The organism is Streptomyces sp. JNUCC 64, from assembly GCF_054484115.1.
Genome location: NZ_CM137015.1, coordinates 25113 through 40729, shown reverse-complemented (window position 1 = coordinate 40729; position 15617 = coordinate 25113). Strand labels below are relative to the sequence as shown.

The window sequence follows — 15617 nt, the reverse complement described above, 5'->3', positions numbered from 1 at the left end:
CCCTGCCGCGTCTTTGGCGCAGGGCGAGTGCCTCGCTGCGCACGGCTCAAGGGACGAGGATGCCAGCGAGCAGGGACAAGTCGAGTTGAGGCAGACGTCCGGCGTGCGCGCGCAGATGCCGGGCTTCGGCCAGCATGACAGGGGAGAACACGCTCTCCCTGGGCGAGCAGGCCATCAGACGGTGGTGGGCGCGGGCCCCGGCCAGCAGCGGGCGTGCCCAGGCAGGCACGGCATGCAAAGGGCAGTGCCGATGGCCGACCCCGTGGAGCTTGATGACGCAGACGTCACCGGAGATGTCGAGGTCGCGGGTGAAGCGCAGGCTGCCCAGACCGGCCCGTGTGAAGGCCAGTACGCTTAGAGGTCCTAACAAAGGCGTTGGACGTGTCGGTGGGTGATGAGGCAGGTGGCGAGGCCGAGGAAGGCTTCGTGGATGTCGTCACGTCGTTCCCAGCGGACGCGTAAGCGTCGGAAGCCGTGCAGCCAGGCGATGGTGCGTTCAACGACCCAGCGGTAAACGCCGAGGCCGGAGCCGTGTGGGACGCCGCGACGGGCGATGACCGGTTTGATGCCCTGGGACCGGACAAGACGGCGGTATTTGTCGTGGTCGTAGCCGCGGTCGGCCAGCAGCGTATCCGGCCGTCGCCTGGGCCGGCCGACCAGGCCCGCGACGGACGGGATCTTCGCCAGCAAGGGCATCAGCTGGGTGACGTCGTTACGGTTCCCGCCGGTCAGCGACACGGCGAGCGGGATGCCCTGCCCGTCGACGAGGACGTGGTGCTTGCTGCCCGGCCGTGCGCGGTCGACCGGGCTGGGCCCGCTTTTGGGCCGCGTCGAGCGGCCCGGACATGGCTGGAGTCGATCACCGCCCGCGACCAGTCGAGCTGCCTGGCCGAGCGCAGCTTCTTGAGCAGGACCAGGTGCAGCCGGTCCCAGACACCGGCCTCGTTCCAGGCGGCAAGCCGCCGCCAGCACGTCATGCCGGAGCCGAAGCCGAGCTCCTGGGGCAGGTACTCCCACTGGATCCCGGTATGGAGCACGAACAGGATCCCGCACAGAGCCTGCCGGTCAGGCACCCGAGGCCGCCCTACCACCAGCTTCGGCGCCGGGACTGGCAACAACGGCACGATCAGCAACCACAGTTCGTCCGACACGATCCACGGCCGGGAGTTCCTCTTCGCCACGAACGGACCAACGAGCAGCCAAGCCGACAGTCACATGATCAACAGCTTCTGTTAGGACCTCTTAGACGTTGTTTCAGTTGGTAAGTCTGCGGTGGCAGATGAGGGCTGCGGCTATGCCGACGAAGGCGAGGAAGTGCTCGGGCTTGCGTTCGTAGCGGCGGTGGAGTCGTCGGCAGCCGGCCAGCCACGACACCGTGCGTTCGACTACCCAGCGGTGGCGGCCCAGGCGCTGGGAGGACTCAATGCCCTTGCGGGCGATGCGGTGGCGGATGCCTCTGCCGCGGAGCCATCGGCGCAGGTGGGCGTAGTCGTAACCCTTGTCGCCGTGGAGCTTGGCCGGGCGGCGCCGTCGTGGTCCGCGGCGGGAGCGGATGGGCGGGATGCCGCGCACGAGGGGCATCAGGCCGAGGCTGTCGTGCATGTTCGCGGCCGAGATGCCCAGCGACAGGGGCAGTCCGTTCCGGTCGGTGATCAGGTGGATCTTCGATCCGAGCTTGCCACGGTCGGTCGGATTCGGTCCGGTCAGTGGCCCCCTTTTGCGGCCCGGACACTCACGGAGTCGATCGCGCACCGCGACCAGTCCAGCTCTCCGCGGGCGCCGAGTTCGTCCAGGATCACGCGGTGGAGCCGGGCCCAGACACGGTCCCGGCTCCACTGGGCGAAGCGGCGGTACACCGTCTGCCAGCACGGGCCGAACACCGGGGGCAACTGCCGCCACGTGCAGCCGGATGTGGCCACGAAGACGATCGCCGCCAAGGCCTCGCGGTCACCGGCCCGCCGCTTGCCCCCGCCCTGCGGGCGCCTGTTCTCCGTCGGCGGCACCACTCGCCGGAACAGCACCCACAACTCATCCGGCACCAAACGCTCAACCAGATCCGTCACACACAGTTCAACGAACGATCAAGCCAACAGAAACGATGTCTTAGAGCTCCGGCGATGAGCGGGTGCGCGAGAGCGGCCAGAGCGGCGGCCTCCTCGGACGCGATCTCGATGGCAGGGGCGGCCTGGTCCAGCTGCGCCGTGGCCAACGCACCGGCGCAAGGGTGAGCCCGCCGCCCGGGCCTCGTCGACGCGGCCCTGGTCCCGCGCGGCTGCGGGGTGGGTGACTGCCCCGTAGCCGTCGCCGCCGCTCCCGTGATCGCCGGGGGAGCGGGAGGGAAGGAGGGGCGCGCGGGTATCGGTCCCGGCTCGGCGAGGAGCGCCTTGAACTGGGTCCGGCCGCTGATGCGGCGCTCCACGCGGGCCAGCGCCGGCGGCAGTCCGCGCGGGGCCTTCTGCCACAGCAGCGTCAGCTGAGCCCCCGTCGACTCGCGCCAGGCGAGCAGTTGGTCGATGCGCCGAATGGTCAGCAGATGGGCCCGGGGGACCACAACGTGCCGCACCCCCATTGCGACGCCCCAGGCAGCCGCGGCGAGCCAGGCAGCGTTCACCGAGTCCAGCCACACATCGGGGGAGTCGGGCCCGGGGGCCAGCCGCTTGCCCAGCGCATACAGCATGTCGTGCGCCAGCGCGGCCGGACTTGCGCTGGCCGGCGTCGGCTGCACGGTGATGCGGCCTTCCCCGGGACGGTGGGCCTGCAGCGCCGCCCGCGTGTAGAACAGGTCATCCCGCTCGTCCACCACGATCGTCACGTCGCTGTACGCCACTGCCACAACCCTCTCCCGGCCGCGCGCCGCCACACCGCCCCGGACCGCCAGGCGCCAGGCCGGTCCGTACGGCGCACGGTTGCCGGCGGCGGCCCGGGCTTGCCGGGCCGCCGCGCCTGCGTGGGCGTTGCTACATGCCGCCGAGCTTGCTGTACACCCAGTTGACGAGGCCCTGCTTGACCTCGGTCAGCCCCTTCTTTTTCATGCCGTTGAGCATGTGCTTGGTGATGGTGGCCCAGTTGCGGAAGTTGCCGTGGGCCGCGGCCCGGTCGATGTTGCGGATCATCTGCGGGTCCACCCCGGTCCACAGGGGGTGGAACGCCGGCAGCGTGCCGACGACTTCGGCCTCGGGCATGCGCGTGAACTTCTGCCAGATGAAGATCCGTGACGCCAGCATCGGTTCACGCTTGAGGACCTTGTAGCAGCCATCGCCGCCGGCGAAGATCACCGCGATGTCGGTGTTGCGGTCGTCCCACAGGTGGCGCCAGTACTCGAACGAACTGCGGCCCATCCACTGGGCCTCGTCGCACACCAGCACCCGGAACGTCTGCGACAGCGTCTCCTTCAGGAGCGTGTCGAATTCGATCGGCCGGGTCGGCGGTTCCCCGGGCAGCCCCAGGGCGTGAAACAGTCCGTGGCGGATGTCGCGGGGGGTCGGCCCCGAGCGCAGCTCCAGGCGGTAGGTGTTGTCGGGGGCGATCTTGCGCAGCGCCGAGTTCACCGACATCGTCTTGCCGTATCCGGCCGCTCCGTAGACGACCATCATGGCCTTGGCATCGATCGTCGCCTGGACGTCGTCCAGGGTCGTCATGAGCGCGTCGGTGGCCACCAGGTGCGCATCGAGGCGGTGGAAGTGGTCCTCGTCCTCTGCGGGCAGCCTGCCGTAGTCCATGTCACCGCTCACGCGTTCTCCTCAGGGGTGTCGTCCTCCGGCTCGTCCGCGGCCGGTGGGATCGGGCGGGCCCAGCCGTCCGGGACGGGCTGGTGCGGGATGTAGCCGGGATCGGCCCGCCGCAGGTCCGTGGCAGCCGAGTCGGCAAGTTCTGCCTCGGCCTCCGCCTCGGTCAGCGCACCCAGACGCTCGGGCGGGGTGGCGGTGGTGACGGCCTCGAAGCGCTCGCGGCGCAGCCGTGCCGCGGCCTTCATGTCCGCGCGAAGCCGCCGCGCCTTCGCGGTTCGGGCGCAGCGGACCTTACGGACCTGCTCCTCGCTGGCCGCCTTGGCCAGAATGGCGCTGCCCAGGTGTACGCCGTCCAGGCCGAAGACCTCGATGGTCAGGTCGTGGTGGGGCAGGTGGCGCACCACGACACGGACACCGGCCTGGCCGACCATCCAGGGGGCGATGTAGTGGCGGTTGCGCCACCGCACGCCCTGCGTGGTGATGGTGCGGGTGCGGCCGTCGTCCTCGAGCCCGAAATGGGCCAGCTGTTCGGCGGGAACGTCATGCAGGGGAGTGGGATCGCACGACCACGCCTGCATCGGGGTACGGCCGCCCAGCGCCCTGGGCTGGTGCTCGGTGTTCCACCAGTGCACCCACTTCAGCAGCAGTTCCACGAACGCCTCGAAGGAGAGCGCGGGCTCGACCGGATCCGCGGTACGCCCGCCGGTGAGCGTCTGCCGGTGCACGTAGCGCGGCATGGAGACGAACAGCATGTCCTCGACCGCGCCGTTGAGCGCTTCGATGGTGCCCTTCAGATGCGGGCTGTAGGCGGGAAGATCGACGACGGGCACGGCGAAGGCGCCCAGGGCCGAGGCCACGGTGGCACACAGGAACTCCTTGCCGCGGTCCACCCGGATCAGGCCCGGCAGGCCGCCGGCCGGCCCGAAGGGCTCGGTACGGTCCAGGGCCATCCGCAGGGCCGCCAGCACCGCATCCGCGCTGGGTGCATGGGGCGTCACAGCCACCCCCGTGATGACTTTGGTGTGGCAGTCGATGAACCAGGTCACCCAGGGCTGCACGAGCTGGTCCTCGAGCAGCACCCGCACGGGCACACACTTGTGGTCGCCCTCCCAGGCGGCGTTGCGGTGCGCGGGAGGACGCTGTGCGAACACGTCGAAGGCCCGCCGGGCGGCCTCCCCCTTGGCGAGCCCGGCCCGCTCCCCGGGCGTCAGGTCCCGGCGCAGCGCCCGGTGGATCGTCGACAGTGACGGGGCCGCAGGCATGCGGGGATCGTCCAGGGCCCGCTGCTTGAGCTCCCGGTGGACGGCGGAGGCGTTGCCTCCCCACAGCACCAGCAGCCGCCGGATTTCGGGGGTGACGCTGAACCGTGTCCGGGATGCCGCGTCGACGTGGCCGGTGGCGCGCGCGGTGGCGACCCACCGCCACACCGCCCGCTCCGAGCGGCCCACGGCCGTGGCGACCAGCTTCACGTGTGCGCTGGTCAGCCCGCCGCTCTGGTCCAGCGACAGCAACCGCGGCAGCGCGGCCAGCCGCCCCGAGCGGGCGGTGAACACCGCTTTGCCGGCACCCTGCGTGCCGGCAGAAGAGTCATTCATGCGGTCTGCTCCTTAAATGGATACGAAGCGCGAAAGGCCACAAGTGCCGCGCTTCCGCGCGGCGTTGGCGGTGTCCGGGCAGGACGGTGCGGGCGGCCCCTGGGCCGTCGCCAGGGCTGTGAGGCGGCGTCATGCCAGGGGAGGCGGGCACGGCCCAGCCGTCAGCCAGCGCCGGGTGCGAGCATCAGCACCTTCGCCAGGAAGGGGGGGGCGTGTTCCTCACAGCCCGGCTGCCCGAGGAGCACTCGTGCGCCGGGATACCGGGGAGGACCCGGCCCGGCCGCCCTGCTGCGGCGCCGTCGGGTGGACGGCTGCGGTCGGCGCTGAGCCAGTTCTTGTCAGCGCCGGCCGCAGGCATGCAGGGGCGCCCTGTGATGCGCCGGGAAGGAAGTACCGGGCCTGCCGGTCACCGCAACGCGGAGCCACCGGCGCCCGAAGAGGCTGTTCGGGGACTGGGAGATGGGCTCCTCGGCGACTGTGGTGGCCGGTTTGGTACTGCTCAGGTGTTTTCCAGCAGGCGCTGGATCCCGTCGTGGATGGCTGCGGTGCGTTGTTGCGGTGTGAGCCAGGCGGCCGTGGAGCCCTGGCCGGTTTTGTTGATGAGTAGGACGTTGTCGACGACCTCGGCCACCGGGAACAGGTGGCTGATGAGGATGACCCTCTTGTCCTGGGCCACGCTGTCGCTCAGGACGGCGAGGGTGTCGCCCAGGCGGATGTTGTCCAGAGAGCCGAAACCTTCGTCCAGGAACAGGCTTTCCAGCTTGTTGTGGCTGGTGTTGTGGAGTTCGACGAGCGCCAGCGCCAGCGCGAGGGAGCTCTGGAAGGTCTCTCCGCCGGAGAGGGTCTCCGGGTCGCGCGCGTGATTGGTGGCGCGTTCAAGGATCTGGAAGTCATCGGTGAATGCGTAGTCACCCATGGAGATCTGCCGGAGGATCCTGCTGCCGTGCCTGACCAGCGCATGGGTGCGCTGATCGGTGAGATAGGTGAGGAACTTCCCGTCGGTGAGCTGGTCGCTCACGCTCTTCCACACCGCGGCCTGCCGGCTGGCGGCTTCGAGGGCGGTGCCCAGCGCGTCGGCGTAGGGGATTTGGGACTGTGCGGTGCGCAGATCGGCCTTGGCCGTCTCGTGCGCGCCTTCGGCTTGGATGGTCTTGCGGCTGAGCGGGTCGAGGACGGCGGGGGCGAGCAGGTCGCTCTTCTCGGGCACCGGGAAGCCGGGGTCCGAGTCCGTCTCGTCGGCGGTGGCGCCGGCTTGGCGGATCAGCTCCTTCTCGAATGCGCGGACCTCGTCGTCGGCGTGCTGAGCGGCCTGCCCGAGAGTGCCGGTCAGACGCTGATGCAGCGAGGCGAGGGCCATGCAGTAGGTGTCGACGGCGGCCAGGTCGCCTGCGTCCGGAACGGGAGGCAGGTCGGGGGACGCCTCGGCCTCGAGAAGACCTGTGGCATCGTTGGCCATGTCCGCCCAGCGCTCCAGCTGTTTGATGAGCTTGCGTGTGGGGGTCTCGACGGTGCGCCGGCGGCGTGCGTCCAGGGCCTGCAGGTTTTCGCTGTGCAGCGTGAGGGCCTTCTGGGCGTCGTCACGCTCCAGTGTCCTTTGCTCGAGCCGTTCGAGGCGCTGGCCGGCCGCCTCCTTAGCGGAGGCGATGTCCTGCAGGGAGGGCAGTTGTGATGGGGAGGGCTGGGCGGGGTGGATGGAGGGCGGCAGTTCGCTGACCTCCGTCAGCACACTCGCCAGCTCGGTCTCGTACTGCAGCCGGGTCTTGTCCAGCCGTTTGCGTTCACGCTGCAGGCGGCCGCGCTGACGCTTGAGCTCGGCCCGGGCCGCCTCGTTCTCGGCCTGCGCCGCCCCCAACTGCGCCTGGGCGCTTGTGTGGGCCGCGAGGGCCTCACCCTCTGCGTCGCGCAGCGGCTGGGTAAGTGCTTTGACCGCACGGGTGATCTGCGCCCGGCCTACTGGTTCGCCCTCGGCGAGGGCATGCGCCTGAGCCGTCGTCTGCCGGCCCAGCGCGTCCAGGGCGGTGGCCGTGGCGGGAGCACCGGCCGGGTGTACCGCATCCACCAGCTCCTGCACCTGGAGCAGCGCCGCGTCCATGCGCTCGCGGGCGGCCAGGTGTCCGCGGCGGTGCTTTTCGACCTTCCGCTCGGTTCCCTTCAGCTGGGCGGCCGCTTCAGCCTTGGCCTCCACCGCCGCTTCGACGGCGTTCGAGCGTGTGGTGACCTTGCGTTTGGCCTGAGTAAGTGCCTTGCCGTCCAACAGCGGCGGGGGAGCGAAGCCGCTGGGGACGGGCTGGGTGCACACCGTGCAGGCGTCCCCGGGCGCCAGACCGGCACCCGCCGCGTGGGCCGCCTCCCTGCGCTGCAGCGCTGCGAGGTCGTCCTGGGCCGCTTCCAGAGCGCCGCGCAGCTTCTTCAGCTCGCTCTCCAGGCCGGCGCTGTGGCCGCGCTGTTCCTCCACCGTCTCGAGCGTCGTGCGCTGTGTCTGCAGATGCCCGGCCGCGGCGTTGGCCTCCTGCAGCGCTGCCCGGACGGCCTCCTGGACCTGGTCGGTGTGCGTGCGCGCCTCGCTCACCATGCGCTCGGCCCGGCCGGCGGCCTCGACGAGGGCCGCGTTGCGCTGCTCGTGCTCTTCCAGTTCCTGTCGTGCCTGCGTGTGCTCCTGTTCGTGCTCGTCGTGCTGAAGCTGCTCCTGCTTCAGCCGCTGTTCGACGGCGTCGAGGCCGGCTGCACGCTCCGGCAGGCGGGACAGGACAGCGAACGCGCTGGACAGGGAGCGGAGCGTGTCACCGGCCTGTGCGGCCGTATCCAGCGCGCCCTGCGCCGCCTCCAGCTTCGCGGCCAAGTCGCGTCCGGTGGTCTCCTGCTCTGCTGCCTCGGCATCGAGTTCCCTCTTCTTCCGCGCCAGCGCGGCCATCGTGATGCTCGAATCCGCAACAGCGCGCTCACGCAGCAGCCGCGCCGCTTTGTCCAAGCCCGTCTTGCGGTGCTTGTGCTCGACGGCCCGGCTCTGGGCCGCGCGCAGCGCATCCAGTCGCTCGCGCCGGCGGGCCGCGATACCCCGGGTGCGTTCCAGATCCAGCAGCGCCTGGGAAGCGGCAGCATGAGGATCCGGCAGGAGAAGCGCGCGGGCCCTGGTTCCCTCGGTGATCTGCGTATTCAGGCGCTCCAGTCGCCCGCCGGCCCGTTTGCGTACACGCTCGAGCTCGTTGATGCCGAAGATGTGCCGCAGGATGTCGGCACGCATGGCCCTGGGGGCCTTGAGGAGGGCGTCGAACTTCCCCTGGCGCAGCAGGACCGTGCTGACAAAGCCGTCCCAGTCCAGCCCGATGATCCGGGTCACCGCCTGCGTCACCGCGGACTTGCCGTCGACCCGCAAGTCGGCGCTGTCGTCGGCCAGGGGCTCAAGCACGGCCTGAGGCCCCTTCTTGCCTTCCGCATGCAGGGTGCGGCGCACACTCCACTCGCGGCCGTTCGCCGAGAACTCGAACGCCACGTCCATGCTGGGGCATCCCTTGCCGATCAGCTCGTAGGCGGCCTTGGGGTCCTTGGACCACGAACACGTCCCGTACAGGGCGAAGATGATCGCCTCGAGGATGGTGGACTTGCCCACGCCGGTGTTGCCCAGGATGGCGAGCAGGCGCTTGCCGGTGAAGTCGATGCTGCAGGTGCCGGCGTAGCTGCGCACGCCCGTGAGGGTGAGCCGCAAGGGCTTCACGACGCCTCCTTCCAGGGATTTGCCAGCGCGGCGCGCAGCTGTTCCTCGGCCGGGACCGGGGTCAGCGTCTCGTCGTCGAGTTCGTTGAGCAGGTGGAGGAAGGCGGTGACGGTCGACTCCGCGGCATCTGCGTCCACTCCCTCACGGGCCAGGTAGGCCCGGAACGCGTCGGGGAGTTCCGGCTCATCGCCCAGGTCACCGTCCAGGACGGCGCCGGCGGCATCTTCCCGGGCCGGGGCCGGGTTGATGAGGATCGCGTTCGGGACGATCTCGGCGATCTTCTGGCTGAGGAGCCCGTCGGGCTCCTCGCCGGTGATCACCGGTTTGAGGAAGGTCCCGTCGTACTGGTCGGCCGCGGCCTTCAGTTCCTCGAGGGTTCCGGTGAAGTGGGTCAGCCGCCGGCCGGTGGAGAGTCGGCGCGGCAGCACCCGCACCGGCCGCCCCGGGTCGGCGTCGACGATCACGACGCTCTTGGTCTCGTCGGCTTCACCGAAGTCCATGGCCAGCGGGCTGCCCGCGTAGCGGGCGGCGAACTTCAGGCCCTCGATGGCCTGCGGGCGGTGGATGTGTCCGAGAGCGGCGTACGACACCACCGGAAGATCTTCGGGAGGGGTCTCGAAGGCCTCGTCCACAGCCCGTTCGCTCGGGGAGGTCCTGGCGCCTTTGACGAACACGTGGGCCGTGAACAGCAGAATGTCCCGGTCGGGGTCGTACCCCTCGTGCAAGGCCTCCGTCAGTTCCCCCTGCAGGCCGCGCATCGCCTCGGCGTAGTCGGCATACGACGTGCCGGAGGTGGAATCGCGCCGCCAGAACCGGTTCGGGTGCACGAAGGGCAGGACAGCCAGCCGGATGCGCTGCTCACCGCCGCAGGCCTCGAAGGTCATCACGCCCCCGTCGTGTGCCGGGCGGAGCCGGTCGACGAAGAACAGGCCCCGGCCGCAGGAGGGACCGGTCATGAAGTGGAGGAACTCCAGGTAGTGGGGGGAGTCGTGGTTGCCGGCCACGACCACGGTGGGGGCGATGGCGGCGAGTTCGCGCAGGGCGCGCAGGGCGCGGAACATGTCCCGGACGGTGGGACGGGAGGAGTGGAACAGATCGCCGCTGTGGACGATCAGGTCCGGCTGGCTCTCCCGGGCGATGGCCACGATCTCGGCAAGGACGGCGTCGAAGTCCTCGTCGCGTGGATGCCCGTGCAGGATGTGGCCCAGATGCCAGTCGGAGGTGTGGAGCAGTCTGCTCATGCCTTCATGCGCCCTTCTGGAAGCGAGGCGTAGGAGGGCACCGGTGGTGCCTTATGAGCCCGGGACTGTACACCAAAATAACTGGAGCAAAACTGGGCGTCCCGAGTGACTGCTAGCATCCCGGCATGGACGAGCATCTGATCGCTCTCGAGGGGCGCATGCAGCAACTGCAGGAGGCGGTCCGGCAGGCGCTCACGCAACACGATACTTGCCAAGTACGCCTTCTGGGTGCGGAATTGACACGCGCTCAACGTGCCTGGGATGTTCTGTGCGGGCTCAGTGGCGCCCCGGACGAGGTCCGGCCGGAGTCCGCGCCGACGGTCACCGAACCCCACCGGGACGCACCCCTGCGCGACCGGGCCCCTCACATGCCGCTCTTCGCAAATACCTGGAGTAAAACTGGAAGCCCCGAGTGACTGCTAGCATGCGGGCATGGACGAGCATCTGGTCGCACTCGAGAAGCGCATGCAACAGCTGCAAGAGGCGCTCCGGCAGGCGCTCACACAACAGGACAACGCCCAAGTGAACGTCCTGGGTGAGGAGCTGACACGCACCCGGCAGGCCTGGAATGTGCTGTGCGGGCTCAGCGATGTCCCGGAGGTGGCCCAGCCGGAGGTCCAGCCAGAGACCCGGCCCGAGCCCGCGCTGGCAGTCGTTGAGCCGAACCAGGGCGTGCCCGTACGCGACCAGGTCCACCAGGCGCTGGCCCTCCTCACCGTCCCCGCCTCGCCCAAACTGCTCAGCCAGGTCCACCAGGCGTTCTTCTCCAGCCCGCTGAACACGGCACGCATGACCACCCTGCGCCGCGACGAGGAACGCTCCTTCCGCTCCGCCCCCTACGGCCGCGCCTACTACATCTGCCCCGCGCTGACCTCCGACCTGCTCTCACCGGCCCGCGCGCTGCTCGCCCTGAGCACCTGGCCACTGGAGCAGCGCCTGGTGGGACCGCTCACCCAGCGCGTCCACTTCCTCACATCGGCCCTGCGGCTCGCGGACGCCGCCGAACACCTCGCCGGCGAGGCCGGGATGCCGCAGCCCGTCCAACAGCTCCTGCTGCACTACAGCCGCAACATCCACGGCGACACCCCCCGGGGCCCGCTCGACCTGGACGCGCTGCGCCGGGCCGCCGCAGCGGAACTGGCGATCCACGCCGACGACGACGCCGACACCCGCGCCGAAGCGGCCCAGCGGGCACGCCAGCAACTCGGCGACGCGGAGCAGATCTTCGGCAATATCCTGCGCAACACCGCCCGCCTGCGCCGTACTTCGTAAACCCATCCCTGCAACCAGCACGGCTGTGCCCTGTCCCGCCAAGGAAAACAGTGAGCTCGCTCGACGCACGACTGGGCGCATTGCGCGGAACCGCCCCGCCCATCCCGCACAACGCACGCACCCTGGCGGCGCTGACCGCCAACCCGAGCTGCGACCGCCGCTCCCTGCTGGACGCGGCCGGCATCGACAAAGACGCTCTCGCCGCCCATCTGGACCTCCCGCGGCCGCTGAGAAAATCCCAGCTCGCCCTCGACTACGGCATCGCCTTCGAACGCAAGGTCACCGCCCAGGCCGGAGCCCCCCTGGTGCCGCTGCTCCGCAAAGCCCTGGGCCTGACCCTGCCCGAGGTGTCCTACGAGGACGTCAACAGCGTCGGCAGCGATGACGACAAGTCTTCCCCGCAACTACGCCACGCCCGCACCCGCTCCCTCATCCTCAGCGCAGCGCACCGCAGGTCGAAGCCCCGCACCCTGCTCGACCACCCCGTACTGCGTCTGACCGTCGCCGGCCACCAGGTCTACCTCGAGCCCGACGTCATCGCCTTCCAGCTCGACGGGGTCTTCCACGTCGTCGAGATCAAATCCTTCCCCGTCATCCACGGACAGCCCCACCCCGTCAAGGCCACCGCAGCACTGACCCAGGCCGCCGCCTACGTCCTGGCTCTGCGGGAACTCCTCGCCGGCGACGGCCTCCCGCCAGACCGTGTCTCCGACACCGTGATCCTGGTCAACCCGCGCAACTTCACCCGCCACCCCACCGCCACGCCCTTCAGCGCGCACAAGCAGATCAAGAACCTGAGCCGCCACCTCGGCAGGCTGAGGCGCCTGCCCGAACTGCTGGACAACCTTCCCCCGGGCACCACCTTCGACCTGGCACCCGGCCCCGACCAGAGACCGACCCGGCCCCGCGGTGAACTCGTTGCCGCACTCGTCACCGTGCGGCCGCACTACACCCCTGGCTGCCGCCACCACTGCGACCTGGCCTTTCACTGCCGCACCGAGGCCCTCAACCAGGGCAGGACCGCTGCCCTGGGCACCGCAGTCCGCGACGACCTCGCGGGAATCGACACCATCGCCAAAGCCCTGGACCTCACCGACGGACGCATGCACCCCTCACGGGACCAGCAAGACACCACCCAGGCCCTGCGCCACGCACAGCGCATCCACGCAGACCTCCACACGGACACCGCATGATCCAGCTCACCTCCCTCCTTCGGATGCGCGCCGCCCACACCGGCAACGCCCAACGCGCCAGCCAACTGCGCCACCTCCACCTCAGCGACCAGCCGCTGATGCTGCTGGCGCTGAAGCAAACCGGCCCCGCCGCACGACCGCTGGCCGTCATGCTGGGCACCGACCCGCACCGCCCCCAGCTCCTGGTCGCGCCGCCCTCGGGCAGCACCGCCCCCATGCTCGCCGCCCTGGCAGACACGGTCACCGCCTACATCAACGCCTGCCAGCGGCACCGCGAACACCTGCCCGCCACCAACAACAAGCCGGCACGCTGGCGCTACACCGACGCCCCCCAGATCCTCGTCCCCAACCCCCAGACCGTGCAGCACCTGAAAGACCTCGGAGACGACCTGAGGTTCCGCAGCGTCGACGACCAGGCTCCCGGCTCCCGGGCCGTCCAGTGCCTGGGACACTGGCTCACCTATCTCACCGACCGCGCCGACCTCCCCGGCTCAGCCGCCCTCATCCCCATGACCAGTTTCCTCGGCATGCACTGGATCAGCGGCCAAAGCCCCCTCGAGGACGAGGACCTGGCCACCCTGCTGGCCTGGATCGACCCGCCCCGCCACGCAGCCTCGGGACGCGACGCCGCACTGGAGGCAGAAGACCCGGCCACCCACCGCCCGGCGGGACCAGCCACCGACGCCCCCTTCGACAACGACCACCTGGCGCCCCTGTTCGACGCCTATGCCCGCGCCCGGCGCCGGGCCCTGGACCACGAGCAGACCCGTACCCTGCAAGAACTCGACCGTCTGCTGGCCACCTACCTGCAGCCCACCTGGGATTTGATGTGGCAGGCCTACACGCTCCTGCAGGCCCTCCCCGAAGCCAAGAGCACTGCACGCCGCTGGGACCACGAACGCACCGTATTCACCGACGAATGCACCTACCTGACCCAGGACGGACGCCCCCGTCCGGCCCGCGAGAATGCCATTGCCGCCGCCGTCCGCCTGGCCCGCATGGAACACGCAGCCGTCGCCTTCGCCGCCGAACGCACCGCCGACGACCCCTTCGTACGGGCAGAACTGCGCACCACCGGCAAAGCCTTCGGCGGCACCGTCACCACCATCGACGCGGAACACACCCTGCGCGGCCCCAGTGGACGTACCCAATGGCGGCCCCGGCTCACCGTGTCCACCCCGGACCCCGTGCTGATGGAACTCGGTCAGCTCCTGGCCTGCCACACCTACCGCAGCGCCCGCTACAAGATCTGCGACGTCACCCCGGCCGACGGCGACACTCTCGTCGAACTTGAGATCACCGCCGGCATGGGCACCATGGACCGCCCCAACCACGCCGTCCTTCCCGACGCCGGCGCCTTCCTCGTCTTCACCATCGCACCCGCCCCCTACCGGATGCCCGAATTCCCCGCACGAGAGCAGACACCCTGGACCCACGGCGGGCCACCCGCCGACCAGCCGGACCACAGCAACGAGGACGAGGGCGAGGAAGAACAGTGACACCGCCTCACCGGCCGTCGCCGCAGCAGCAGATGGACCAGGCCGCCCGCGCCGTCCTGGAGCAACTGCCCACGCTCACCCACCGCGGACTCGTCGTGGACTCCCCGCCCGGCGCCGGCAAATCCACCCTGGTCGCCCGAGCCGCCGACACCCTCGCGCAATCCAGCACCCCCTGCCCCGTCATCGCCCAGACCAACAGCCAGGTCGACCACCTCGTGCGGCGATTCGCCCGGCACCACCCGCACTTGAGAACCGCCCGGCTCACCGCAACGGATTACACAGTCCCGCACGACGTGCAGGCACATCCCGGCACCCGCATCGGCACCCGCATCGAAGCCCTCGAAAAGACGGCCGACGTCATCGTGGGAACCGCCATGAAATGGGCCACGGTCACCGACCGCCGATGGCCATGGGCGATCATCGACGAGGCCTACCAGATGCGCTCCGACACGCTTTTGTGGACCGCCGGCATCTTCGAACGGGCCCTCTTCGTCGGAGACCCCGGCCAACTCGACCCCTTTTCCGAGGTCGCAACCGACCGCTTCCACGGCCTGTCCCACGACCCCATGAACAGCGCGGTCGCCGTCCTGCTCGCCAACAACCGCGACCTGCCCGTCCACTCCCTGCCCGTGTCCTGGCGCCTGCCGCCCTCAGCCGTCCCCCCGATCAGCAACGCCTTCTACCCCTCCACGACCTTCCACGCCGGAAGCAGTGAAGCCGACCGCACCCTCACGTTCTCCCCTCTCGACATCCGCACCCCCACCGACGAGGTCATCGAACACGCCGCCCGGACCGGATGGGCACTGTTCGAACTACCGGCCCGCATCACCGGCCAGCACGACGCCGAAGCCTTCCACACCACTCTCGGCATCGCCGACCGGCTGCTGACCCGACGCGCCATCACCACCTGCGAGGCAAACCCCGAAGGCCACGCCCTGCAGCCCGGTGACATCGCCATCGGCACCGCCCACCGCAGCCAGGCCCACGACATCCGCGCGCTCCTGGCCCGCCACTACTCCCAACTGCACGGCGTCACCGTCGACACCGCCAACCGGCTCCAAGGCTGCGAATTCCGCGTCACCATCGTCCTGCACCCCCTCTCCGGCCGCGGCGACGCCTCCGCCTTCCACCTGGAAGCCGGCCGCCTGTGCGTCCTCACCTCACGACACCGCCACGCCTGCATCGTCGTGGCCCGCGCCGGCATCGCCGAACTCCTCGACGCCCACCCCTCCAACGACCCCGCACACCCCGGAGCCGCCTCCAAGGTCGCCGACGGCTGGGAGGCTAATCACGCAGTCCTCGCCCACCTGACCCAGCACACCATCTACGCTCAGGCACAGCCCCGTCGCCGGCGCGGATGAGTAGGTCGCCGCGCAC

The 15617-nt window shown here is 70.0% G+C and carries 13 protein-coding genes; 5 read left to right on the top strand and 8 right to left on the bottom strand.

The genetic code is table 11. From position 1 onward, the window contains the following. Window positions 1–46 precede the first annotated feature (46 nt). The 8 genes from ACVWNX_RS00155 to ACVWNX_RS00120 all read right to left on the bottom strand — a co-directional run bounded on the left by ACVWNX_RS00155 (window position 47) and on the right by ACVWNX_RS00120 (window position 10276). Window positions 47–370, bottom strand: a complete 324-nt coding sequence (locus ACVWNX_RS00155; RefSeq protein ID WP_454411773.1) for a hypothetical protein — start codon at window positions 368–370, stop codon at window positions 47–49. Continuing rightward, window positions 364–1181, bottom strand: a protein-coding gene (locus ACVWNX_RS00150) for an IS5 family transposase (RefSeq protein ID WP_454411772.1) whose coding sequence is annotated in 2 segments (ribosomal slippage) — window positions 364–824 and window positions 824–1181 — 819 coding nt in all. Because the reading frame shifts where the segments join, the coding sequence is not laid out codon by codon here. The genes ACVWNX_RS00155 and ACVWNX_RS00150 overlap by 7 nt, the downstream gene beginning before the upstream one ends. A 73-nt stretch (window positions 1182–1254) precedes the next feature. Then, window positions 1255–2054, bottom strand: a protein-coding gene (locus tag ACVWNX_RS00145; RefSeq protein ID WP_454415023.1) for an IS5 family transposase whose coding sequence is annotated in 2 segments (ribosomal slippage) — window positions 1255–1706 and window positions 1706–2054 — 801 coding nt in all. Because the reading frame shifts where the segments join, the coding sequence is not laid out codon by codon here. 5 nt (window positions 2055–2059) lie between these two features. Then, complete coding sequence (locus ACVWNX_RS00140) at window positions 2060–2827, bottom strand: hypothetical protein (protein WP_454411771.1); 768 nt, start codon at window positions 2825–2827, stop codon at window positions 2060–2062. A gap of 130 nt (window positions 2828–2957) precedes the next feature. After that, a complete protein-coding gene (locus tag ACVWNX_RS00135) occupies window positions 2958–3731 on the bottom strand; it encodes an AAA family ATPase (RefSeq protein ID WP_454411770.1) in 774 nt (257 codons plus the stop codon). After that, a complete protein-coding gene (locus tag ACVWNX_RS00130) occupies window positions 3728–5323 on the bottom strand; it encodes a Mu transposase C-terminal domain-containing protein (RefSeq protein WP_454411769.1) in 1596 nt (531 codons plus the stop codon). The genes ACVWNX_RS00135 and ACVWNX_RS00130 overlap by 4 nt, the downstream gene beginning before the upstream one ends. A 499-nt stretch (window positions 5324–5822) precedes the next feature. After that, window positions 5823–9035 (bottom strand): AAA family ATPase, encoded by a 3213-nt coding sequence (locus ACVWNX_RS00125; protein WP_454411768.1) that lies wholly within the window; start codon window positions 9033–9035, stop codon window positions 5823–5825. Continuing rightward, window positions 9032–10276 (bottom strand): metallophosphoesterase family protein, encoded by a 1245-nt coding sequence (locus ACVWNX_RS00120; RefSeq protein WP_454411767.1) that lies wholly within the window; start codon window positions 10274–10276, stop codon window positions 9032–9034. Before ACVWNX_RS00120 ends, ACVWNX_RS00125 begins: the two co-directional genes overlap by 4 nt. Window positions 10277–10401: 125 nt before the next feature. Between ACVWNX_RS00120 and ACVWNX_RS00115 the strand changes: the two genes are divergently transcribed. From ACVWNX_RS00115 to ACVWNX_RS00095, 5 genes are read left to right on the top strand one after another with little or no spacing between them, the layout of a single operon-like run. Further along, on the top strand, window positions 10402–10692 hold the full coding sequence (locus ACVWNX_RS00115) for a hypothetical protein (protein WP_454411766.1): 291 nt from the start codon (window positions 10402–10404) through the stop codon (window positions 10690–10692). Between the two features lie 49 nt (window positions 10693–10741). Next, window positions 10742–11548 carry a hypothetical protein gene (locus ACVWNX_RS00110; protein ID WP_454411765.1) on the top strand — a complete coding sequence of 269 codons (807 nt, stop codon included), beginning with the start codon at window positions 10742–10744 and terminating at the stop codon, window positions 11546–11548. Between the two features lie 50 nt (window positions 11549–11598). Continuing rightward, window positions 11599–12741 (top strand): hypothetical protein, encoded by a 1143-nt coding sequence (locus ACVWNX_RS00105; RefSeq protein ID WP_454411764.1) that lies wholly within the window; start codon window positions 11599–11601, stop codon window positions 12739–12741. Next, complete coding sequence (locus ACVWNX_RS00100) at window positions 12738–14240, top strand: hypothetical protein (RefSeq protein ID WP_454411763.1); 1503 nt, start codon at window positions 12738–12740, stop codon at window positions 14238–14240. The genes ACVWNX_RS00105 and ACVWNX_RS00100 overlap by 4 nt, the downstream gene beginning before the upstream one ends. Next, a complete protein-coding gene (locus ACVWNX_RS00095; protein ID WP_454411762.1) occupies window positions 14237–15601 on the top strand; it encodes an AAA domain-containing protein in 1365 nt (454 codons plus the stop codon). The genes ACVWNX_RS00100 and ACVWNX_RS00095 overlap by 4 nt, the downstream gene beginning before the upstream one ends. Window positions 15602–15617: the final 16 nt, after the last annotated feature.